The sequence below is a fragment of the Pelomonas sp. Root405 genome, from assembly GCF_001425165.1.
GTDB lineage: Bacteria > Pseudomonadota > Gammaproteobacteria > Burkholderiales > Burkholderiaceae_C > Pelomonas.
In genome coordinates this window covers 466,875-489,172 of sequence record NZ_LMDU01000014.1, presented here as the reverse complement: position 1 = coordinate 489,172, position 22,298 = coordinate 466,875, and the positions used below count along the sequence as shown (strand labels likewise).

Below are 22,298 nucleotides of genomic sequence, written 5' to 3'. Positions count from 1 at the left end.
CGCACGCCGGCGCATCATTGCCACGGTCCGCTGATCCCCGGAGAACGCCATGGCAGCACCGTCCCTCGCCCTGCTCTACCCCGGTGACCGCGCGGCGCGTGAGCGCAGCGATCCGGCGGAGGGCCGCTTCGCCGCACTGTTCGAGGCGTTCGCCGAGGCGGACGTGGCGGCCCAGCCTGCCATCTACGACGACGACTTCGCCGACGAGGTGGCTGCGCAATTGCGGCGCGTGGACGGCGTGCTGGTCTGGCACAACCCCATCGAGGCCGGCCGCCGCCGCGACCGCCTGGACGCCCTGCTGCGCGAGGTGGCCGACGCCGGCGTCTTCGTCAGCGCTCACCCTGACGCCATCCTCAAGCTCGGCACCAAGGACGTCCTCGTCGACGTGAGCGACCTGCCCTTCGGCAGCGATGCGGTGCGGGTCGACAGCCTGGCCGAACTCGCCGACGACCTGCCGCAACGGTTGCAGGGCGGCGCCCGGGTGCTGAAGCAGTGGCGTGGCCACAGCGGCATCGGCGTCTGGCGGGTCGAGCAGGTCAAGGCCTCGCCCCTGCTGAAAGTGCGCCATGCCCAGCGCGGCAGCGATGAAGAATTGCTGAGCCTGCGCGAACTGCTGCTGAGGCTGGCGCCCTATTTCGAGCCGCGGCACGGCGCGCACATGATCGACCAGGCCTGGCAGCCCCGCTTGGTCGACGGCATGGTGCGCGCCTATCTCGTGCAGGACCGCGTCGCGGGCTTCGGCCACCAGGCCGTCAATGCGTTGTACCCAGCCCCCGCCGGCCAGCTCGCACCCGCGCCCGGGCCACGGCTGTATCACCCCGCGGACCTGCCGCAGTTCCAGGCCTTGAAGGCGCTGCTGGAAACCGAGTGGGTCACGCTGCTGCGCGAGCGCGTCGGCCTGGCGCGGGCCGAACTGCCGATGCTGTGGGACTGCGATTTCATGCACGGTGAGGAGCCCGGCAGCCATGTGCTGTGCGAGATCAACGTCAGCAGCGTCTCGCCCTTTCCGCCTTCCGCCATCCCGCTGCTGGTCGGCGCCGTGAAGGCGCGGCTGTCGGCCTGACTCGGTCGCGCACTTGCAGCGCGGCCTTGCCGGCCGCCATGACGCGCCCCGCCACGGCGGCATCGGCAATGCCATGGGCTGCAAAGATGACCGGCACGGCCTCGATGCCGACGAGCAGCTCTGCAGTGATCGGCATTGCCGCGGTGTGGCCGGCGCCGCTGCCGCTGCGAAAAACCGCGGTGGTACATTTGTGCCAATGTAGTTACAGCAGTTCTCCCCATGCCGCCGTTGTCCAAAGTCGTTCCACTTGCAGTGCTCGCCGCAGCGGTCCTGGCCGGTGCCTGGTACGTGCGGGAGGAACGGGAGAGCCTGAGGTCACGGTTCGTCGCAGCACCGCCGAATGCGGCCTCCGCCACGGCGGGGCCGCCCCCTGCATCGGCTGCATCAGCCTCAGCGTCTGCCGCAAGCGCCCCTGCGGTGGCGGCCTCGGTGCCCGAGCCAGTTCCCGCCGAGCCGTTGGAGGCCACCGGCGTGGAGGACGCGCTGATCACGCTGCTCGGGCGCAAGGCGGTGATGAACCATCTGCGCGTCGACGGCTTCGCAAACCGCATCGTCGCGACGGTCGACAACATGGATCGACCGCAGCTCTCTTCCCGCCTGTGGCCGTTCTACCCGAGCACCGGCCAGTTCAGCGTTCGCAAGCAGGACGGGCGCACCTACATCGATGCGGACAACGGGCTGCGGTATGCGCCGCTGCTGCTCCTGGCCGAGACGGTCGACCCGGCTCAGGTCGCCGAGCTGTATCGGCGCATGTACCCCTTGCTGCAAGCGGCCTATGTCGAACTGGGCTATCCCAAGGGCCGGTTCAACGACCGGCTGCTGGCCGTCATCGACCACCTGCTGGCCACGCCCGTGCCGGACGGACCGCTCGAAGTGCGCCTGCCACCCATCGACCCCTCGGTGGCACCCCCTCGGCCCTGGGTGCTCTATCAATTCACCGACCCCGCGCTCGAATCGCTGTCGGCAGGCCAGAAGTGGCTGTTGCGACTCGGGCCGGTCAACGAGCGCCGCGTGAAGCTCAGGCTGCAGCAATTCAAGCGCGAACTCATCGGCCAGGCGGCTGCCGCCCCATGACGCGGGGCGGTGGCGACGACCGCCCACCCCGCCCTTCCATCGAACAACCTTTGCGTGAGACCACCACGAAGCATTCCCGACGACGTCACTCGCTTTGTCCTGACCAGCGTGCCCTCGGTACCCCACCTCGAAGCCATGCTGCTGTTCCATCGCGAGCCTGCATTGCGGCGCACCGCCGCGGAGGTGGCGCGTGCGCTCTACCTGCAAGAACCTGCGGTCGCGGAACTGCTGCGGGCGCTCTGCGGCGCCGGCATCCTGGCCTGCGACGACGCTTGCTACTGGTACGCCCCGAGCGAAGCGCTGGCCCGCTCGGTGGACAGGCTCGACCAGGCCTACCGCGACAACCTGGTCGGCGTGACCCATCTCATTCACGACGCGACGCAAAAAAGCGCCATGCGATTTTCGGAGGCCTTCAGATGGCGAAAGGACAAGTGACATGGGCAAGCCGATGCTGATCCGGCGTACACCGGCTGCGAACACCGTCTGGGCAGGCCCCCATGCTTGACAGCATGAAGGCGCTGCAGGAGCTCGGCTGGCCCATCGCCGTCGTGCTGGCCTGGGTGGTGGGCGAGCTGGGGCACCGCTGGACGGGGCTGCCACGCATCTGCCTGTACGGCGTGGTCGGTTTCGCCCTCGGCCCGGCCCAGGCCGGGCTGCTGCCCGCGGACGCCGGCGGCACCGTCATGCTGCTGGCCAACGTGGCGTTCGGGCTGATCCTGTTCGAGTTCGGCTACCGCATCAACCTCAACTGGCTGCGCAACAACCCCTGGCTGGCAGCCAGCGGGCTGCTGGAATCGGGGCTGACCTTCGCCTGCGTGCTGCTGCTGGCCTCCTTCTGGGGGCTGCCGACGCTGACCGGCCTGCTGCTGGCCTCGCTGGCAATGTCGACCTCGCCGGCGTCCATCATGCGGGTCGTCAACGAGCAGCGCAGCTCCGGCCAGGTCACCGAGCGTCTGGTGCACCTGACCGGCCTGAACTGCGTGCTGGCGGTGTTCACCTTCAAGGTGATCGTTGGGGTGTGGACCTTCCAGAGCTCGGGCAGCCTGCTGCAGGCGTCGTTGAACAGCGTCGTGCTGCTGGCTGCATCCGCGGCGCTGGGCGCGCTGTTCGGCATCGGCGTGCCGGCCCTGCTGCGGCGCACCGGCAATGTCAGCCGCGACGCGACGGTGGCGTTCGCCATCGCCGTCATGCTGCTCGTGGCGGTGGCGCACGCCTTCAAGCTGTCGCCGGTGCTGGCCACGCTCACCTTCGGCCTGATGGCGCGCCACCGCCGCATCGCCTTCAGCGCCACCCAGCGCAACTTCGGCGCCCTCGGCGATGTGTTGACGGTCGTGTTGTTCATGTTCGTCGCCAGCACGCTGGAGTGGCAGCGCGTGTGGCAGGGCATGGGCCTGGCGCTGGCGTTGATCGCCGTGCGTGCGGCGGCCAAGGTCGCCGGCGTGACGGCGTTCGCGCGGCTCAGCGGCGTCACGCCGCGCAAGGGCATGCTGACCGGCCTGGCCATGACGCCGATCTCGGTCTTCGTCATCCTGCTGCTGGAGCAGGCGCGCTATCTCGGCGTCGACCTGGTCGACCAGCTCGCCGCGCTCGCCGCCACCACGCTGCTGCTGGAGTTGGCCGGCCCGGTCGTCACGCAGCGCGCGCTCATCTGGGCGCGCGAAACCCATGAGCCCGCGGAGCACTGATGGCCCTTGAAGCGTTCACCAAATCCGCCGCGCTGACGCTGGGCGTCGAGCTGGAGCTGCAGCTCGTCTCGTTGAGCGATTTCGACCTCATCGACGCCAGCCCCGACATGCTGGAACTGCTGGGCCGCACCCGCTTCCCGGGCAACGTGGTGCCCGAGATCACCGAAAGCATGATCGAGATCTCCACCGACATCCAGACCGATCACACCGGCCTGCTCGCGCAGCTCAAGGACATCCGCAATGCGCTGGTGCGCGCCGGCGACACGCTCAATGTCGGCGTGGCCGGCGGCGGCACCCATCCCTTCCAGCAGTGGAGCCAGCGCAAGATCTACTCCAAGCCGCGCTTCAAGGAGGTCTCGGCGCTGTACGGCTACCTGGCCAAGCAGTTCACCATCTTCGGCCAGCACGTGCACGTCGGCTGCGCCTCGGGTGACGACGCGATGTTCCTGCTGCACTCGCTGAACCGCTACGTGCCTCACTTCATCGCGCTGTCCGCGTCGTCGCCCTTCGTGCAGGGCAAGGACACGCTGTTCAACTCCGCGCGGCTGAACTCGGTGTTCGCCTTCCCCCTGAGCGGCCGCGCGCCCTTCGTACTTGACTGGCAGGGCTTCGAGCAGGGCTACTTCGCCCACATGGAGCGCACCGGCATCGTCAAGAGCATGAAGGACTTCTACTGGGACATCCGCCCCAAGCCCGAGTTCGGCACCATCGAGCTGCGCGTCTGCGACACGCCGCTGACCGTCGAGCGCGCCGCGGCGCTGGCCTGCTATCTGCAGGCCCTGTGCGCCCACCTGCTGGAGCGCGTCGAGCCGCCGCCGGTCGAGGACGACTACCTGGTCTACAACTACAACCGTTTCCAGGCCTGCCGGTTCGGCCTGGACGGCACCATCGTGCATCCCAAGGGCTACGAGACGCTGTCGCTGCGCGAGGACATCTTGGCCACGCTGCGCCACCTGGAGCCGCATGCCGACCGCCTCGGCAGCCGCGCCGCGCTCGACCACCTCTACCGCGCCACGCACGAGGGCAGCGACGCCAATTACCTGCGCCAGCAGCATGCCGAGCGAGGCAGCCCGGAGGGCATGGTCGACGCGGCGCTGATGCGCTTCCGGCACGACGAGGCGCAGCAGCCGTCCTTATGATTTGCGGATGCCTGCACGCGCATCCCCTCCCCCGCCCACCAAGCAAGACGACGACGAAGCCATGCTCGTGCTGCGGCAGTTCAGGCAGGTGCTCAACACCGTCAAGACGCACTTCCAGCAGGTCGAGAAGAAGGCCGGCCTCGGCGGCGCGCAGGCCTGGGCGCTGAGCGTCGTGCAGCAGCAGCCGGGCGTGGGCGTCGGCGGGCTCGCGCGGGCGATGGACATCCACCAGTCCACAGCGAGCAACCTCGTCAAGGCGCTGGTGGAAAGGTCCCTGGTGGAAGCGCGCAAGGAAGGCACGGACCGGCGCTCCGTGCAGCTGCACCTGCTGCCCGCGGGCGCGCAGGCGCTGCGCAAGACGCCGGGGCCCTTCGAAGGCGTGCTGCCCGGTGCGCTGCGCGAATTGGACGCGCCGACGCTGCGGCGCCTGCGCAAGGACCTGGCCAAGCTGATCCTGGTGCTGCACGCCGACGAGAAGTCGGCCGGCATTCCGCTCGGCGAGATGTGAGCCGCTGCGCCGGCGCCCGGCCCGCCTTGGCGCGCGGGCCGTGAAGGCTCGGCGGTCGGCCTGACTCAGTCGCGCACTTGCAGCGCGGCCTGCCCGGCCGCCGTCACGCGGCCCACCACGGCGGCATCGGCAAAGCCATGGGCTGCAAAGATGGCCAGCACGGCATCCACCGCGCTCGCGTCGCAGGACACCAGCAGGCCGCCGCTGGTCTGCGGGTCGGTCAGCAACGCGCGGTCCTCGTCGGCGAAGCTGGCCGGCAGCGCGATATCGCCGCCATAGCCGGCCCAGTTGCGGCCCGAGGCGCCGGTGACGAAGCCGCGCTGCGCCAGCTCGCGCACACCCGCCAGCAGCGGCACGGCGCGCCAGTCGATCTCGGCGGTGCAGCCGGCGCCTCGCGCCAGCTCCAACGCATGGCCGGCCAGACCGAAGCCGGTCACATCGGTCAGCGCGTGCACGCCCGGCAGGGCCGCGAGGTCGGGCCCCGGCGTGTTGAGCTTCGTCGTCGTGTCGATCATGCGGGCATAGCCCTCGGCGCCGAGCTGCTCTTTCTTCAGCGCCGCGCTCATGACGCCCACGCCGAGCGGCTTGCCCAGCACCAGCACATCGCCCGGCCGCGCATCCGCATTGCGCTTGACGCGCTTGGGGTGGACAAGGCCCAGCGCCACCAGGCCGTAGATGGCCTCGACCGAATCGATGGTGTGGCCGCCCGCGATGGGAATGCCGGCCGCGCGGCAGACCGAGGCGCCGCCCTCCAGCACGCGGCCGATGGTCTGCGTGGACAGCACATTGATCGGCATGCCGACCAGGGCCAGGGCCAGGATGGGCCGGCCGCCCATGGCATAGACATCGCTGATGGCGTTGGTGGCGGCGATGCGGCCGAAGTCGAACGGGTCGTCGACGATGGGCATGAAGAAATCGGTCGTCGCGATCAGCGCCTGCTCGTCGTTGAGCTGGTAGACGGCGGCGTCGTCGGCGGTCTCGATGCCAACGAGCAGCTCCTTGGGAATGGGCATGCCGGCCGTGCCCTTGAGGATCTCGGACAGCACGCCCGGCGCGATCTTGCAGCCGCAGCCGCCGCCATGCGACAGCGACGTGAGGCGGGGTTCGGCGGCGGGAGCGGGGCAGGCGGTGGCGGTCATGGCGGCGTCGGTCTGGCAAGCAGCGCGGCGACAAGGCCGCGCAAGGTGGCCCGCTCGGCCTCGGGCGCGAAAAGGGCGGCACGTGGGGCGAGCTGGGCGGCGAGTCGCGGCAGCATATCGGCATCGTCCCGGGCGCGCGCCAACAGGGCCGCCAGCGCGGCGTCGTCGCCGGGCTCGAAGACGCCCTCGTAACCCGCACCGAGCAGGCCCAGGTTGCCGTCGATGCACGAGGCCAGCACCGGCGTGCCGCTGCGGATGGCCTCGATGACGACATGGGCGCCTCCCTCCATGCGGCTGGGGTGCACCAGCACGTGGGCGGCCTGGATGCGCCGCCGCGCGGCTGCGTGCGGCAGGCCGCCGAGCCAGCGGAAGCTGGGCAGGACCGCGGCCAACGCTGCGGCCTCGGCGCCCAGGGTCGGGTCCAACGCGGCGCCGAGGTGGTCGAGCCGGATGTCCGCGCGCGCTGCCAGGCGCTCGGCGGCGCGCCAGTAGGTGCGCGGATCCTTCTCGTCACGCAGGTGGCCCACCATCAACGCGCGCAGGTGCCGGTTGCTGCAGGGCAGCGGCGCGCGGGCCGCGCAGGACTGCAGCACGACATGGGCCTTGGCCCGCAGTGCCTCGGGCAACTGGCGCGCGCCCAGCTCGTTGAGCACGACGAGGGCATCGGCAATCTCCAGCGAGCGCTGCGCGGCGGCATCGGTGGCGATGTCGCGGTAGAGGTCGGTGCCGGTCAGCACCAGCACGATGGGCCGCGCCGGATGCTCTGCGCGAAACGCGGCGATGGCGGCGGCCGAACGCCGCGCATGCAGGGCGACCAGCAGCGCCTCGTCGCCCCCGGTCCAGTGCTCGACCAGGCCGACGCGATAAGCTGGCCGCAGCAGCTGCGCCCAGCGATGCGCCGTCTGCCAATTGCCGTTGTTGGCCTGGGCCAGGGCCGGCGTCACGATGACCAGGGATTCAAGACGATGCACGATGCAAGCCTAACCCGCGCGGCGCTGGACGCCCGTCGGGGCGGCCCCGAGGCGCTGGCCCAGGCCTTGGCCGCCAGCCGGGCCGACACGCTGGCCACCTTCGCCGACTACGAGCGCGCCTTGCCCGGCTTGGCCGTGCCGCTGCGTGCCGACATCAACCCGCCACTTTGGGAGCTGGGCCATATCGGCTGGTTCCAAGCCTTCTGGATCGCCCGCAACCCCGAGCGCGACCGCGGCCGGCGCGCCGACCCGCAGGCCTCGCGGCGGCCCTCGGCGGGCGACGCCCTCTACGACTCCAGCCAGGTGCCGCACGACAGCCGCTGGCTGTTGCCGCTGCCCGATGCCGCCGCCACGCGGCAAGACCTGGCACACCAGCTCGACGAGACGCTGGGCCTGTTGCGCGACGCCGGTCGCGATGACGACGCGCTCTACTTCTACCGCCTGGTGCTGCTGCACGAGGACATGCACCACGAGGCCGCGCTCTACATGGCGCGTGGCCTGGGCGTGCGCATCGACGATGCGCGCTGGCAGCCCCGCCCGCTGCCGGCCCGGCCCGCGCCGCTGCAGTTCGGCGCCGGGCGCTGGCGCCTGGGCAGTGCCAAGGGCGAGGGCTTTGCCTTCGACAACGAGCTGCCGGGCATCGACGTCCATCTGCCGCCCTTCTGCATCGACGCCCAGCCGCTGCGCTGGGCCGACTACCTGCCGGTCGTCGACGCCGGCCTCGCCCCGATGCCGCGCTATCTGCGCCGCGACGGCAGTGGCTGGCTCGAGTGGCGCCACGGAAGCTGGGAGGCGTTGGATCTGAGTCTGGCCGCCTGCCATCTGACGCAGGCTGAAGCGCTGGCCTGGTGCCGCTGGGCCGGCCGGCGCTTGCCCACCGAGGCCGAGTGGGAATGCGCCGCCAGCACGCGGCCCGAGGCCTTCCGCTGGGGCGACGTCTGGGAGTGGACGGCCAGCGCCTTTGCGCCTTTCCCCGGCTTCACGCCCCATCCCTACCGCGACTACTCGGCGCCCTGGTTCGACGGCCGGCCGGTGCTGCGCGGCGCCTCGCACCTCACGCAGCCGCGCATGCGCCACCTGCGCTACCGCAACTTCTTCCCGGCCGGGCGCAACGATGTCCCTGCGGGCTTTCGCAGCTGCGCGGCCGGCTAGAGTCCGGCCCGTGAAACTTTCCCTGCACGACCTGTCGGCGCGCCACGCGACCGCCCGGCGCGACGTGGCCGATGCCCTCGCCGGCCTCAGCCTGGAGATCGCCGAAGGCGAACGACTGGCCGTCATCGGCCCCTCGGGCGCCGGCAAGACCACCTTGCTGGAAGTGCTGGCCTGCGCGCGGCTGCCGTCGCAAGGGCAGCTGGCAGTGGACGGTGCCGACCCCTGGGCTTTGCCGCGAAGCGCCCTGCAGCGGCTGCGCGGCCGGCTCATCCTCGTGCCGCAGGTGCCGCCGCTGCCACCGCGCCAGCGTGTCGTCACGGCCGTGCTGGCCGGGCGGCTGCCGGGCTGGAGTTTGTGGACCGCACTGCGCTCGCTGTTCTACCCGGTCGACATTCCGGCGGCGGACGCGGCGCTGGCAGCCTTCGAACTGAGCGACAAGCTGTTCGAGCGCGTGGACCGCCTGTCGGGCGGCGAGCGCCAGCGCGTCGGCCTGGCGCGGGCGCTAGTCGCCCCGGCCGGGCTGTGGCTGGTGGATGAGCCGCTGTCGGCGCTGGACCCCGCCCGGGCCCAGCGCGCCGTTGCCGCGCTGGTGCGCGAGGCGGGCGCACGCGGCGTCACGCTGGTGGCCTCGCTGCACCAGGTGGACGCGGCGCTCACCCACTTCCCCCGCGTGCTCGGCCTGCGCGAGGGTCGGCTGGCGTTCGACCTGCCGGCCGCCGACGTGACACCTGAACTGCTGGCGCGGCTCTATGCCCAACACGAGCATGAGCTGCATGGTCATTCGCCTGCCGCCATCGACGAACCGCCCGCGCCCGCGGCGCCCGTGGTCATGCAATGCCGCTGAGCGCGCCCGGCTCGGTCATCGCTGCACGCCGCGACCCGGCCTGGCTCGGCCGGCTCGGCCTCGGCTTGACGAGCCTCGTGCTGCTGTGGCCACTGCTCGTGGCCACCGAGTTCAAGCCCTGGCTGCTGCTCGACGCGGACGCACTGCGCGTCACCGGCCGCTTCGTCGACAGCTTCTTCCCGCCGGCGCTGGGCGCGGACTTTTTGCTGCTGCTGGCGCGCGAGACCTGGCGCACCCTCGCCATTGCCACTGCGGGCGTCACGCTGGCCCTGCTGCTGGCCCTGCCGCTGACGCTGCTGGCGACGCGGGCGCTCTCGGTTTCGGCGCTGACCGGCCGCATGGCCGCCCTGCCCTATGCCGTGCGCCAGGCCGTGCGCCTGCTGCTCATCGTGCTGCGCAGCATGCCGGAGCTGGTCTGGGCGCTGGTGTTCGTGCGCGTCGTCGGCCTGGGGCCGGCGTCGGGTGTGCTCGCCATCGCGCTGACCTATGGCGGCATGCTGGGCAAGGTGTATGCGGAAATTCTGGAGAGCGGCGACGCCCAGGTCACCCAGACCCTGCTGCGCAACGGCGCGGGGCGGCTGCAGGCCTTTGCCTACGGCCTGCTGCCGCAGAACGCGGCCGAGCTGACGAGCTACACCGTCTACCGCTGGGAATGCGCCATTCGCAGCTCGGTGGTGCTGGGCTTTGTCGGTGCCGGCGGCCTGGGCCAGCAGATGGACAGTTCGATGAAGATGTTTGCCGGCGGCGAGGTGGCGACGATGCTGCTGGTCTTTGTGGCGCTGGTGGCGCTGGCCGACAGGTTGAGCGCCGCGCTGCGCCGCGCGCTGGGCTGATGCAATGAAGCCGACCGACCCGCGCCGCCTGCCGCCGCCGCTGTTCAGCGCGCGCTGCCGCGCCTGCTGGCTGGTGGCGGGCGTGGTGGCCTTCGTCATCGCCAGCTTTGCGTCGCTGGACCTGCAGCTGGCGGCCTTTTTCACCGCCGAGTCGCTGGCCAGCATGGGCCGCTTCTTGCGCGAATTCATTCCGCCCGACCTCAGCCCCGCATTTGTCGCCCGGGTCACCGCGGGCGCCTGGGAGACGCTGGCGATGTCGGCCCTGGGCACGCTGCTGGCGGCGCTCGCCGGGCTGGCGATGGCCCTGCCCGCCAGCCGGCTGCAGGGCCCCGCGCGCGGCCTCACGCGGCTGCTGCTGAATGCGCTGCGCTCGGTGCCCGAGCTGGTGTGGGCCGCCCTGCTGCTCATCAGCGCCGGCCTCGGCCCCTTTGCAGGCACGCTGGCCCTGGCCATCCACACCAGCGGCGTGCTGGGCCGGCTGTTCGCCGAGGCGCTGGAGAACGCCCCGCCGGGCCCGGCGGCAGCGCTGCGGGCCCAGGGCGCGGGCGGCGTGCAGGTGTTCCTGTACGCGACGCTGCCGCAGGTGGTGCCGCAGCTAATGAGCTACACGCTCTACCGCTGGGAGAACAACATCCGCGCCGCCGCGGTGCTGGGCGTCGTCGGCGCCGGCGGGCTGGGCCAGTTGCTGAGCTTCCACATGGGCCTGTTCCAGATGGACAAGACGGCCACGGTGCTGCTGGCCATGCTGGTGCTGGTGGCGCTGGTGGACGCGGCGAGCTTCGCGCTGCGCCGCTGGTTGATGCGTTAGTACGCGCCCGGGAGGCGTGGGGCGCCGGTCCAGCCGAGCAGCTTGCGCACATCGGCAGGAACGGGCAACGGCTGCACGCCCTCGGGCACGCGCGCCAGCTCGAAGCGGCGCAGCTCCGGGCTGCGGAACACGGTGCCCTCATGGCCCAGCAGTGCCCTGCCCTTGGCCTCCACGCCCGGCACAGCCTTGCGGAAGTCGTCGAGGTTGGCAAAGTTCGTCTGGCAGGCGGCCCCCACCACTGGCGCCCAGCTGATGAGCGGCTGGCTGTTGCCCGCGCGGATGTAGACGTTGCCGTCCACGCGCGTCGTCATCGGGGCCGTGACCTTGCCGCAGACGACCGGCGGTTGCTCGAAGCGCAGCAGCGGGCCCTTGACGGCGGCATCGGCGACCAGCAGGTTGCCCTCGAAGACATGGCCGGTGCGCTCGTTCACGTCCGGCCCGGTCTGCGGATGCCAGCCGAAATGGTCGCCCTGGGCGCTGCGCTCGTTGCGGTCGATCAGCACCGGCGAATTGACGAAGGTGTTGTGGTGGACCTTGGCGCTGGCGCTGTTGAGCACGCGGATGCCTTGCTGGTTGTTGACGAAGACGTTGCCGGCGACGGTGACGCCCTTGGATATCTCGAAGAACAGGCCGGCCATCGTGCCTTCGACATGGTTGTTGACGAAGACGCCATCATGGTTGCCCACGTCCCACCAGACACCGTTGGAGTGAGGCTGCTCGACGACGAGGTTGTCGCGCACGACGACGCGGTGCGACTGGTTGAAGATCTTGACCGCCGCGGGGTAGTAGCCCGTCAGGCGCTCGACGTTGTTGCGCCGGATGAGGTTGCGCTCCAGCAGCACGTCCGACGAGCCGATGACGTAGATGCCCTCGGTGCTGGTGTCGCTGATCAGCGAGTTGCGGATGACGAGCTTGTCGCCGCGGAAATAGCCGGCCACGCGCGAGCAGTGGCTGATGGTGACGTTCTCCAGCAGCGTGCCGACGACCTCCTTGCCGTGCTCGCTCTCGGGAGACGGGCCGACGGGGTCGTCGGTGGGCTCCTCTTCCACCTTGGTGGAAGGCTTCTTGCCCTCGATGTCGATGGCGCGGTAGGCATATTGCGTGAACGTGATGCCACGCAGCGTCGGCCCCTTCCGGTCCGACGCCTTGCCGTGCACCGGCCGCGAGGGTCGGTGCAGCGCGATGTCGTGGGCGGTGATCTCGACTTGCCTGCCGGCCGGGTTCACGCCGATGTAGACATGGCCCCTGGCGTAGTCGATGTAGAAGCCCTTGCTGCCCATCTCGCCCACCCAGCCGGCGGACTGCAGCGCCTCACCGTCGATGAAGACCATGTCGTTGTTGAAGCGGTGCAGCGGCGTCAATGCGCCCTCACGGTCGGGCTGCCACCAGCCCATCGGCTGCGCCGGGAAAAGCGTCGACCATTTGGTGCGCCAGACATTGTTCGGCAGCGCCTGCCACTCGGTGGCCACGCGGGTGCCCTTGAGGACCGGCACTTCGTCCAAGTAGGGCTGAATGGTGATGCCCTGGTTGAGCTGCAGGCCGCCAGTGCGGTAGGTGCCGCCGCGCATGACGATGGCATCGCCCGTGACGACACGGGCCATGGCCGCCTCGATGCTGGTGGGCTGTTCGACGGACGCGCCGCGCGCTTCGGCCTTGCCGTCGGGCGCGACGAAATAGACCTGCGCCGCCTTCGGCACGGCATAGCGTTGCGGGACGGGGCCATAGGGGCCGCCCGAAGGCTGGGCGATGGCGGCAACAGCCAGCCATTGCGCGGCCAGCAAGCTGAGGGCGCCGGCCCAGAGGCGCAGTCGGGGGCGGGTTGGGTGAGAGGAACGGCTCATGAAGTCTCCAGGCTTGTCTTCGCGCCGGCGGCGTAGGTAGCGCTACCAGTCACTGAAAGCCGAACGCTATCACGACCACGGCCGCACCTCCTGGAGACGTGCTGGGATCAGCGTGGTTTCGCTCCCACGAGCCCCAGCGCCAGCGCAATGCCGACCAGCACGATGGCACCGCCGACGACCATCTGCGCGGTGATCGCTTCGTGCAGGAACAGCGCGCCCCACACGATGGCGAAGACGGGGATCAGGAAGGTCACCGACACGGCATTGGTCGGCCCGACGCGGCTCATGAGCCGGAAGTAGAGGATGTAGGCCAGGGCCGTGCACAGCGCCGCCAGCGCCAATGCACTGCCCCAGGCGACGGTGCCCGGCATCTCGGCCGGCCACAGCCAGGCGGCCGGCAGCGCCAGCAGCAGCGCCGCCGAGAACTGGCTGCCTGTCGCGACGGCCAGCGGCGACACGCCGGCCAGGTAGCGCTTGGTGGCATTGGCCGCCACGCCGTAGCAAAGGGTCGCGGCGGCGCAGGCCAGCACGGCCCAAAGGCCGCTGTGGTCGGCCCCGGGCTTGAAGCTGGCCTTGTCCCAGGCCAGGAAGGCGACGCCGGCAAAGCCGATGGCGAGGCCGAGCACGCGCCATGGTGTCAGGCCTTGCCGCAACCAGACAAAGGCGACGACGGCGGTCCATAACGGCGTGGTCGCGTTGACGATGCTGGACAGGCCGGCCGTGATGGACAGGGCCGCGAACGAGAACAGCGCGAAGGGGATGGCGCTGTTCAGCGCGCCGACCAGCAGCAGGCCCTTCCAGTGCGTGCGCAGTTCGGCGAGCTGGCCGCGCAGGGCCAGCAGCGGGATCAGCATGGCGCTGGCCAGGCCGACGCGCACGGCGGCCAGCGCGACCGGCCCGAACTCCGGCACGCTCACGCGCATGAACAGGAAGGACGCGCCCCAGAGCGCGGCCAGCAGGACCAACTCGCCGATGTCGAAGGGCTTCATGCGGTAGCGCTTTCCAGCTTGAGCAAGGCCTGCTTGCGATCCAGTCCCCCTGCATAGCCCGTCAGCGAGCCATCGGCGCCGACGACGCGGTGGCAGGGCACCAGCACCGAGATCGGGTTGCGCCCGACAGCAGCTCCCAGCGCCCGCGCCGCGCTGGCGCGACCCAGCCGCCCGGCCAGCGCGCCGTAGGTGGCCGGCTGTCCGGGCGCGATGGCCAGCAGCGCCTGCCAGACCTCGCGCTGGAAGGCCGTACCGGCCGGGTCCAGCGGCGGCAGGTCAAAGGACTTGCCGCTGAAATAGGCCGTCAGCGCCGCTTCGGTGGCCGACAGCAGCGGGTCGCTGCCATCGTCTTCCGGAACGTCGAGCGTGCCCGGGTGGTGCTTCTGCCCGTCAAACCAGAGGCCCGACAGGCCGGCCTTGCTGCGCGTGGCAGTCAGCGGGCCCAGGGGCGTCGCAATGCGGCGCTGCAGGATGTGGTGGGTGCTCATGAATGTCTCCAGAGATGCAGGACGGCGTAACTGCGAAACGGACGGTAGCGCTCCGCAGCGGCCAGGTAGGCCTTGGGCGAGAGCAGCGCGCCATCGCCACTGAGCGCCTTGCGCAGCACGACGTCGCCGGGCGGAAACGCGTCAGGCCAGCTCCAGCCGCGCATCAGCATGTAGCCGGCCGTCCAGGGGCCGATGCCGGGGATGGCGGTCAGGGCTTCGGCCGCCGCTTCGGCGCTGCCCTCGCGGCGGGCAAAGGCGAGTGTCGGCCAGGCGCCGGCCAGCGCGATCAGGCTGTCGGCGCGGCGGCCGATGATGCCGAGCGCGGCGATCTCGTCGCGCGTCGCAGCGACAATGCGCTCGGGCGTCGGGAAGAACCGGCTGCAGCCAGGCGGCGCCTGATCACGTTCAGCCAGCGCCTCGCCAAAGCGCTCGACGAAGCGCCCCGCCAGCGTGCGCGCCGCGGCGACGGTGACCTGCTGGCCCAGCACCGCGCGCACCGTCAGCTCGAACCGGTCCAGGCAGCCCGGCAGGCGCTGGCCCGGCACGGCGCCCTCACCCAGTGCGGCAGCAATGGCCGCGGGGTCGGCGTCCAGGTCCAGCCAGCGGCGCAGCAGCGGCAGCAGCGAGCCTGCGGCCGGCCATAGCGTGGGCGACAGCTCGACACCGACTTCGCCCGGTTTGCCGAAGCTGACCCGCAGCCAACCGGCATGGCGCTGGCCGGCATGCGTCAGCGCCAGCGTGCGGGTGACGGCGCCCGCCTCGACCTGCTCGACGCCTGCGATGGCGCGCGGCGCCAGGAAGGCCAGCACGCCCGCGACGTCATAAGGCTCGCGATAGCCCAGCCGCAAGCGCGACGTCGGGGCGGCGCCACTGCCCTCGCGCCCGGCACGGCGAAGAGCCGTCGGCTGCAGCCGGTAGTGCTCGATGAAAGCGGCGTTGAAGCGGCGCAGGCTGGCGAAGCCGGCGGCATACGCCACGTCCTGCACGGGCAGCGCGCTGTCGGTCAGCAGGGCCTTGGCCAGCAGAAGGCGGCGGGTCTGCAGGTATTGCAGCGGCGAAACGCCATGCTCGGCCTGGAAGATGCGGCGCAGATGGCGGCTCGTGATGCCGAGGTGACGGGCCAGTTGCTCCACGCTGGCGTCGGCATCGTCGCAGGCATCCAGCCACGCGGCGGCTTGGGCTGCGAGCGTGCGCGAGGCGTCCATCGTCGTCCACGGCAGGGCCCGCGGCGCCAGCTCGGGCCGGCATTTCATGCATGGACGGAAGCGCTCGGCCTCGGCCTGGGCAGCGGTGGAAAAGAAACGGCAGTTCTCGCGCCGTGGCAGCCGCACCCGGCAGACCGGGCGGCAGTAGATGCCGGTCGATGTGACGCCCACATACAGCCGCCCGTCGAAGCGTGCGTCATGCGCCTGCAGGGCGGCGTAGGCGGCGTCGGGCGGGAGCGGTGTGCTGAGCATGGCGCCAGTCTAGGTGTCGACCGGGGCCGCTACCGGCCGTTTTCGGACACGTCCTCAGCCGTCGATGAAGCTGTGGGGATGGCGCCGCCTGAGCTGGTGGACGACGCCACCGTCCTGCAACTGGCGATAGGCCGCCGACAGACGTTCGCGTACGCCCTCGGGCATGGCCGGGCCGGCGACGGCATACAACTCGCTGTACTGGACGAGCGGCGTCTTGTGCAGGCTGCTGGCCGCGAGCTTCTGATGCTCGAGCTGATCGAGCATCACAGCCTCGGGCGCCAGGATGGCGTCGACGACGCGGCGCTGCAGCAGCGCCAGCAGCTCGGCGTAGTCCTTGCCGTCAATGCCGGTCATGCCAACGCTGTTCAACAGCTCGCTGCTGGCCGAGCCGCGCAGCACGGCCACACGCCGCTCGCGCAGACCGGCCAAGTCAGTGGCCATGGCGCCGTCCCCAGCGCGGGTGAAGATGGCAAAGCGGAAGCTGCCGACAGGAAAGAGCCATTGGAACTTGCGTTCGCGCTCCGGCGTCCGAGAGACGACGAGGCCGCCCTGGGCCTGACCGCTGAGCAACATGCGCGCAGCGCGTGCCCAGGGGTAGAAATGCAGCTCTCCGTGCAAGCCCGCTTGTTTGTGCACACGCACGAAGAGCTCGTGCGCATAGCCCTCGGCGCCTTGGGGACCTTCCCGCACAAAGGGCGGCACTTCGGCGGTCACCCAGAGCAACGGCGCGGCCAGCGCCGGTGCGGCCAGCAGGGCCAGCGGGGCGAGGAACAAGGTTCGGCGATAGATCATGGGGCGCACGCGGCTGCCCCGACTCTAGCTCGCTACATCGCCTTGAAGAGGTGCACATAGGCGCGGCTGACGGGCAGCTCCCGCGCCTGGCCGCGCACCCGCACGAACAGCCGGCTCTGGTCGTCGCGCCGCGTGCCGGCGAGATGGTCGAGGTTGATGATGGTGGACCGGTGCACCTGCCAGAACACCTCGGGATCGAGCTGGCCGGCCAGCTCGAAGATGGGCGTGCGGATCAGGTGCTCAGCCGTCGCCGTCTGCACGATGGTGTATTTGTCGTCGGCGTGGAAGAAGAGCACCTCGTCGACCGGGACCTGATGCATGAGCTCGCCCTGCGCGGCGCGGATATAGCGCAGCCGGGCCGGTTGCGCGGCCGCCGGCAGCAGACGCTTGAGAGTCTCGGCCAGGGCGCCCTCGGCCGTCGCAGGCGCCTCGCGCAAGCGCGCCACACAGGCGGCCAGGCGCTCGGTCTTCAGCGGCTTGAGCAGATAGTCGACAGCGCGCGCCTCGAAGGCGTCGACGGCGTACTGGTCGTAAGCCGTCACGAAGACGACGCGTGTCGCGCCCTCGATGCCCTGGGCCACTTCCAGGCCGGTCAGGCCGGGCATCTGGATATCGAGGAAAGCCAGGTCGGGTTCGAGGTCGGCAATCGCGGCAGCCGCCTCGACACCGTTGGCGGCGGTGCTGACGATCTGCAGCTCAGGCCAGACCTGGGCGAGCTGGGCTTTCAGGTACTGGACCAGATGGGGTTCGTCGTCGGCGATCAGGGCTGTCGGCATGGGGTGGGTGTCTGCAGAGGGATCTTGATGCGGGCCAGTGTGCCGCCGGCGTCGCGCGGCAACAGTTCGAGGCCGGCGGCAGGGCCATAGCGGGCGGCCAGCCGGGCGCGGATGTTGCCCAGCGCCAGGCCGTTGCCGCCGCGACGCTTGGGCGCGTCGAGCCCCTGGCCGTCGTCCTCGACCTCGATCCACAGCTGGCCGCCGACCTGGCGGGCGGTGACGGCCACCGTGCCGCCTTCGATCTTGGGCTCCAGGCCGTGGTGGATGGCGTTCTCGACCAGGGGCTGGGCCAGCAGCGGCGGCAATTCGATGGCGCCGAGTTCGGCGGGTAGACGCAGCTCGACGCGCAGCCGCTCGCCCATGCGCAACTGCATCAGCGCGAGATAGGCCTCCAGCATGGCGAACTCCTGCGCCAGCGTTGTCGAGTCGCCGCGCAACTGGCCGAGGCTGGCACGCAGGTAATCAGTGAAGCGCTCGAGCATCAGCTTGGCCCGCGGCGGGTCGAAGTCGATCAGGCTCTGCACATTGGCCAGCGTGTTGAACAGGAAGTGGGGCTCGATCTGCCCCTGCAGCAGCTTGAGCTGAGCCTCCGTCACGCGGGCCTGCATCACTTCATGCTTCCAGCGCGCGCGGTAGCGCAGGCCGATGAAGAAGGAAATGACCACGGAGATGCCGAGGAACTCGGCCCAGAAGGCCGGCTTGGCCAGCAGCGGCGCGGTGATCTGCGTCAGCCACACGCCGTCCACTGCCGCCAGGCCCAGGACCATCCCGAGGGCCGAGCAGGCGACCGACAAGGCCGTGTAGAACACCCCGGCGCGCCAGTCTCGCCAACCCGCGATGGCGTCCAGCCAGCCCTGCGGCGCGAGCTTCTCGAAGCCCCGGAACACAAAGAAGAAGCAGGCCGTGACGCAGGTACTGATCAGCAGATGGGCCGGCACGTCAGTGCGCCACCAATGCTCGGACCCGATGCGGCCATTGCGCAGGCCGAAGCCGATGGAGAACAGCGCCGCGAAAGCCAGCAGCCAGATCAGATAGATCAGCAGCCTGACGGCCAGGCGATCCGACCGATGCTTCATCAGCACGCGCTGGTGGCGCAGGGCCTGGCTGAATTCCTCAGTGAATGTCATGGGGCGCGAGTGTAGGAAGGCCGGCAGCCCTGCCCCCTGGACAGGCGACGAATCGACAGCGCGGGCGATGGACGGACAGACACGGGGCCTGCCTACAATCCGCCGCGATTTCAACCCAGTTCGATCCGAGGCATTCATGCAGGTAACCGCGTCCATCTTCAAGGCCTATGACATCCGCGGCGTCGTCGGCCAGACCTTGAACGAAGAACTCGCCGAGCACCTGGGCCGGGCCTTCGGCACCGAAGCCAAGGCGCTGGGCGAAAAGGCCGTCGCCGTCGGCCGCGATGGCCGCCTGTCAGGCCCGAACCTGGTGGCCGCACTGATCCGCGGGCTGCAGTCCACGGGACTCGACGTTGTCGACATCGGCGCCGTGACGACGCCCATGCTCTATTACGTGGCCGCCACGCGCGGCAAGCATGGCTGCAACTCCGGGATCATGGTCACCGGCAGCCACAATCCCAAGGACTACAACGGCTTCAAGATGGTGCTGCAGGGCGCCGCCGTCTACGGCGAGCAGATCCAGGGCCTGCGCCAGCGCATCGAGGCCGAGGACTACGCCAAGGGCAAGGGCCGCGTCGGCGCGATGGACATCGTGCCCGAGTACACCGCCCGCGTTGTCAAGGACTGCAAGCTGGCTCGGCCGATGAAGATCGTCGTCGACAGCGGCAACGGCATCCCCGGCGCCACGGCGCCCGCCATCCTGCGCGCGCTCGGTTGCGAAGTCATCGACATCTTCAGCAAGGTCGACGGCGACTTCCCCAACCACCATCCCGATCCCAGCCGCCCCGAGAACCTCGAAGACCTCAAGCGCGTCGTGCATGCCTGCGACGCCGAGCTGGGCCTGGCCTTCGACGGTGATGGCGACCGCCTCGGCATCGTCACCAAGGACGGCGAGATGATCATGCCGGACCGCCAGATCATGCTGATCGCGGCCGACATCCTCAAGCGCCAGCCCGGCGCCGAGATCATCTTCGACGTCAAGTGCACCCAGCGCCTGGGTCCCTGGATCCGCGAGCACGGCGGCAAGCCGCTGATGTGGATGACCGGCCACTCGCTGGCCAAGGCAAAGCTCAAGGAAACCGGCGCCCCGCTGGCGGGCGAGCTGTCGGGCCACATCTTCTTCGCCGAGCGCTGGTACGGCTTCGACGACGCCATGTACACCGCTGGCCGCATGCTGGAGATCCTGTCGCGCGACGCCGACCCCAGCGCCACGCTGCAGGCCTTGCCCAACAGCTTCAACACGCCCGAGATCAACGTGCCCTGCGCCGAAGGCGAGCACCACGAGGTCGTCAAGAAACTCAAGGAACTGGCAACGCTGAAGGACTTCCCCGGCGCCGAAGAGCTGATCACCATCGACGGCCTGCGCGTGGAGTACGCCGACGGCTTCGGCCTGATCCGCCCGTCCAACACGACGCCCGTGCTGGTGCTGCGCTTCGAAGGCCACACGCCCGAGGCGCTGGAGCGCATCCAGCACGACGTGCTGGCGCAGCTCAAGCGGGTGAAGCCGGACGCGAAGTTTGCCGCTGGGCACTGAGCGAGGAGCGGCCGCAGAGCCGCCTTTGATCCATCACAGGGAGAAACGACATGCCATTGATCGGAGGCCTGCACATCCTGATCGCGCTGCTATGCGCGGTCCATGTCGTGCGGAGCGGCCAGCAGCTTTACTGGCTCTTCATCCTTTTCGCCTTTCCGCTGCTGGGCAGCGCGGTCTACTTTTTTGCGATCTATCTGCCGAACTCGCGCCTTGACCGCGGGGCGCGCAAGGCCGTATCGGCTGCGGCGCGCGCCATGGACCCAGGCCGCGAGGTGCGTGAAGCGCGCATCGTCTACGACATATCGCCTTCGGCCCAGAACCAGATGCGCCTCGCCGACGCCTTGCTGAATGCAGGCGAGGCGCGCGAGGCGGCTGAGCTGTACGAGGGCGCGCTGAAGGGGCCTTTCGCGAGTGACCCCGACCTGCGCTTCGGCGCCGTGCGAGCACACGTTGAATGCCAGCGCTTCGACGCCGCGCTGAGCCATCTGCAGGTGCTCAAAGCCGAACGGCCCGACTACCGGCGCGACCAGGTCTTGCTGCTGCTCGCCCGCTGCTATGCCGGCACCGGCCGCCAGGCGGAGGCTCGCGAGAGCTTCGAGGCGGCGGTTCGCCAGTTCGCCAGCTTCGAGGCGAATGCCGAGTATTCGATCTGGGCGCTGGCCACGGGCGACGCCGCCACCGCCGCGCGCCTGCAGACCGAGATCGACCGGCAGGTCCAGCTCTGGAATCCCGTCAGCCGGGAACTGAACGAGCCGGTCATGCGCCGGCTGAAGGCGGCGCATGAGCTGGCGCGCAATGGTGGCTGATGCCTGAAGCCCTGGCGCGAGCCCTTTACGCGGCTGCGCTGCGCCTGCTGACGCCGCTCTACCTGCTGCGCCTGTGGCGCCGCGGCGCCAAGGAGCCGCTCTACCGTCACGCGATGGTCGAGCGGCTCGGTTTCTTTGCGGCTTCGACGGCACCGGGCCGGCTTTGGATTCATGCCGTGTCTTTGGGCGAGACGCGCGCGGCGAGCGCCCTCGTCGAGGCGCTGCGTGAGCGTGACCCGGCGCTCAAGCTCTTGCTGACCCATTCGACCGCGACCGGCCGCGAAGCCGGCCAGGCCCTGTTACGCGACGGTGACGCCCAAGCCTGGTTGCCCTACGACACCCCAGGCGCGGTGCGCCGTTTCCTGCGCCACTGGCAGCCACGCCTGGGCGTGCTGATGGAAACCGAGGTCTGGCCGACGCTGCAGCGCGAGGCCGAGCGCGCCGGGGTGCCGATGGTGCTGGCCAATGCGCGCCTGTCCGATAAGAGCCTGCGCCAGGGCCTGCGCCTGGCCGCGCTGATGCGGCCGGCCGCGCGGCGCATGACGCTGGCCCTGGCGCAGACCGCGGCCGATGCCGAGCGCATCCGCGCGATGGGCACGGCGCGGGTCGAGGTGGCCGGCAACCTGAAATACGACATCTCCGTCGATCAGGCATTGATCGAGCGTGGCAGGGCCTGGGCCGCACGACTGGGTCGGCCTGTGCTCATGCTTGCCGTCAGCCGCGAGGGTGAAGAGGCCGCGCTGCTGGCCGAGTGGCCCCGGCAGCCCTCGCCTCGTCCGCTGCTGGCCATCGTGCCGAGGCACCCGCAGCGCTTCGACGAAATTGCGGCGCTGATCGAAGGCGCCGGCATGAAGCTGGCGCGACGCAGCAGTTGGGCGGCCGAGCCACCGGCGGAAGCGCTTGCGGTCGACGTCTGGCTCGGCGACTCGATGCGGGAGATGCCGCTCTACTACGGCCTCGCCAGCGTCGCGCTGCTGGGCGGCAGCTTCGAGCCGCTGGGCGGCCAGAACCTCATCGAGGCCGCCGCCTGCGGCTGCCCGGTGCTGACGGGACCGCACACCTTCAACTTTGCAGAGGCCACCCAGTTGGCGCTGGCAGCAGGTGCGGCCGAGCGGTGCGCATCGCTGGCCGAGGCCGTCACGCGTGGGTTGGCGCTGTGCGCCGCCCCTGCTGCACGCGAGGCGATGAGCGTCAGCGCCCTGGCCTTCTCGGCGGCCCACCGCGGTGCCGCGGGCCGCATGGCGGCTGCCCTGCTGGCGCTCTGACTCACTC

At 70.2% G+C, this 22,298-nt stretch carries 22 protein-coding genes; 13 read left to right on the top strand and 9 right to left on the bottom strand.

Translation table 11 applies throughout. From position 1 onward, the window contains the following. Positions 1-49: 49 nt before the first annotated feature. From ASC81_RS20145 to ASC81_RS20115, 6 genes are all read left to right on the top strand, one after another. Positions 50-1,063 carry a Cj0069 family protein gene (locus ASC81_RS20145; protein WP_056271062.1) on the top strand — a complete coding sequence of 338 codons (1,014 nt, stop codon included), beginning with the start codon at positions 50-52 and terminating at the stop codon, positions 1,061-1,063. Positions 1,064-1,492: 429 nt separating this feature from the next. Continuing rightward, entirely contained in the window at positions 1,493-2,137 is a 645-nt protein-coding gene (locus ASC81_RS20135; protein WP_162245936.1) for a DUF3014 domain-containing protein, read from the top strand. 135 nt (positions 2,138-2,272) lie between these two features. Continuing rightward, a complete protein-coding gene (locus tag ASC81_RS20130; protein WP_056271054.1) occupies positions 2,273-2,572 on the top strand; it encodes a hypothetical protein in 300 nt (99 codons plus the stop codon). 62 nt (positions 2,573-2,634) lie between these two features. Beyond that, positions 2,635-3,822 (top strand): cation:proton antiporter, encoded by a 1,188-nt coding sequence (locus ASC81_RS20125; protein ID WP_056271051.1) that lies wholly within the window; start codon positions 2,635-2,637, stop codon positions 3,820-3,822. Beyond that, entirely contained in the window at positions 3,822-4,961 is a 1,140-nt protein-coding gene (locus ASC81_RS20120; protein ID WP_056271048.1) for a YbdK family carboxylate-amine ligase, read from the top strand. Before ASC81_RS20125 ends, ASC81_RS20120 begins: the two co-directional genes overlap by 1 nt. Positions 4,962-4,968: 7 nt before the next feature. Next, positions 4,969-5,469: a MarR family winged helix-turn-helix transcriptional regulator gene (locus ASC81_RS20115; RefSeq protein ID WP_056271046.1), complete on the top strand. Its 501-nt coding sequence runs from the start codon at positions 4,969-4,971 to the stop codon at positions 5,467-5,469. Between the two features lie 65 nt (positions 5,470-5,534). Here the strand turns inward: ASC81_RS20115 and selD are convergent, their stop codons facing one another. Both selD and senB read right to left on the bottom strand, forming a co-directional pair. Continuing rightward, entirely contained in the window at positions 5,535-6,608 is a 1,074-nt protein-coding gene (gene selD / locus ASC81_RS20110) for a selenide, water dikinase SelD (protein WP_056271044.1), read from the bottom strand. Then, the gene (gene senB / locus ASC81_RS20105) at positions 6,605-7,579 is read right to left on the bottom strand and encodes a selenoneine biosynthesis selenosugar synthase SenB (protein WP_056271041.1); all 975 of its coding nucleotides are present in this window, start codon (positions 7,577-7,579) and stop codon (positions 6,605-6,607) included. Before senB ends, selD begins: the two co-directional genes overlap by 4 nt. Between senB and senA the strand changes: the two genes are divergently transcribed. From senA to phnE, 4 genes are read left to right on the top strand one after another with little or no spacing between them, the layout of a single operon-like run. Next, complete coding sequence (gene senA / locus ASC81_RS20100; protein WP_056271037.1) at positions 7,574-8,731, top strand: selenoneine synthase SenA; 1,158 nt, start codon at positions 7,574-7,576, stop codon at positions 8,729-8,731. The genes senB and senA overlap by 6 nt on opposite strands. Before the next feature lie 10 nt (positions 8,732-8,741). Beyond that, positions 8,742-9,575, top strand: coding sequence for a phosphonate ABC transporter ATP-binding protein (locus tag ASC81_RS20095; protein ID WP_056271035.1), 834 nt, complete (start codon positions 8,742-8,744; stop codon positions 9,573-9,575). Further along, complete coding sequence (locus ASC81_RS20090; RefSeq protein WP_056271033.1) at positions 9,566-10,408, top strand: ABC transporter permease; 843 nt, start codon at positions 9,566-9,568, stop codon at positions 10,406-10,408. The genes ASC81_RS20095 and ASC81_RS20090 overlap by 10 nt, the downstream gene beginning before the upstream one ends. Before the next feature lie 4 nt (positions 10,409-10,412). Further along, positions 10,413-11,216: a phosphonate ABC transporter, permease protein PhnE gene (gene phnE, locus ASC81_RS20085; protein ID WP_056271030.1), complete on the top strand. Its 804-nt coding sequence runs from the start codon at positions 10,413-10,415 to the stop codon at positions 11,214-11,216. Here phnE and ASC81_RS20080 read toward each other — a convergent pair. The 7 genes from ASC81_RS20080 to ASC81_RS20050 all read right to left on the bottom strand — a co-directional run bounded on the left by ASC81_RS20080 (position 11,213) and on the right by ASC81_RS20050 (position 18,686). After that, complete coding sequence (locus ASC81_RS20080; protein ID WP_082536670.1) at positions 11,213-13,057, bottom strand: right-handed parallel beta-helix repeat-containing protein; 1,845 nt, start codon at positions 13,055-13,057, stop codon at positions 11,213-11,215. The two genes, phnE and ASC81_RS20080, sit on opposite strands and share 4 nt — an antisense overlap. Before the next feature lie 107 nt (positions 13,058-13,164). Further along, a complete protein-coding gene (locus tag ASC81_RS20075; protein ID WP_056271028.1) occupies positions 13,165-14,046 on the bottom strand; it encodes a DMT family transporter in 882 nt (293 codons plus the stop codon). Then, on the bottom strand, positions 14,043-14,534 hold the full coding sequence (locus ASC81_RS20070; RefSeq protein ID WP_056271026.1) for a methylated-DNA--[protein]-cysteine S-methyltransferase: 492 nt from the start codon (positions 14,532-14,534) through the stop codon (positions 14,043-14,045). The genes ASC81_RS20075 and ASC81_RS20070 overlap by 4 nt, the downstream gene beginning before the upstream one ends. Beyond that, positions 14,531-15,991, bottom strand: coding sequence for a DNA-3-methyladenine glycosylase 2 family protein (locus ASC81_RS20065; RefSeq protein WP_056271023.1), 1,461 nt, complete (start codon positions 15,989-15,991; stop codon positions 14,531-14,533). The genes ASC81_RS20070 and ASC81_RS20065 overlap by 4 nt, the downstream gene beginning before the upstream one ends. A gap of 54 nt (positions 15,992-16,045) precedes the next feature. Then, complete coding sequence (locus ASC81_RS20060; protein WP_156392319.1) at positions 16,046-16,783, bottom strand: ABC transporter substrate-binding protein; 738 nt, start codon at positions 16,781-16,783, stop codon at positions 16,046-16,048. Between the two features lie 32 nt (positions 16,784-16,815). Continuing rightward, the gene (locus ASC81_RS20055) at positions 16,816-17,559 is read right to left on the bottom strand and encodes a LytTR family DNA-binding domain-containing protein (protein ID WP_056271017.1); all 744 of its coding nucleotides are present in this window, start codon (positions 17,557-17,559) and stop codon (positions 16,816-16,818) included. Continuing rightward, positions 17,544-18,686 carry a sensor histidine kinase gene (locus ASC81_RS20050; RefSeq protein WP_056271013.1) on the bottom strand — a complete coding sequence of 381 codons (1,143 nt, stop codon included), beginning with the start codon at positions 18,684-18,686 and terminating at the stop codon, positions 17,544-17,546. The genes ASC81_RS20055 and ASC81_RS20050 overlap by 16 nt, the downstream gene beginning before the upstream one ends. Positions 18,687-18,822: 136 nt before the next feature. Between ASC81_RS20050 and ASC81_RS20045 the strand changes: the two genes are divergently transcribed. The 3 genes from ASC81_RS20045 to ASC81_RS20035 are packed head-to-tail and all read left to right on the top strand — an operon-like array spanning position 18,823 to position 22,291. Then, entirely contained in the window at positions 18,823-20,220 is a 1,398-nt protein-coding gene (locus ASC81_RS20045) for a phosphomannomutase/phosphoglucomutase (protein WP_056271009.1), read from the top strand. 50 nt (positions 20,221-20,270) lie between these two features. Next, positions 20,271-21,026, top strand: a complete 756-nt coding sequence (locus ASC81_RS20040) for a tetratricopeptide repeat protein (protein WP_056271005.1) — start codon at positions 20,271-20,273, stop codon at positions 21,024-21,026. After that, positions 21,026-22,291 (top strand): 3-deoxy-D-manno-octulosonic acid transferase, encoded by a 1,266-nt coding sequence (locus ASC81_RS20035; RefSeq protein ID WP_056271004.1) that lies wholly within the window; start codon positions 21,026-21,028, stop codon positions 22,289-22,291. Before ASC81_RS20040 ends, ASC81_RS20035 begins: the two co-directional genes overlap by 1 nt. Positions 22,292-22,298 lie beyond the last annotated feature (7 nt).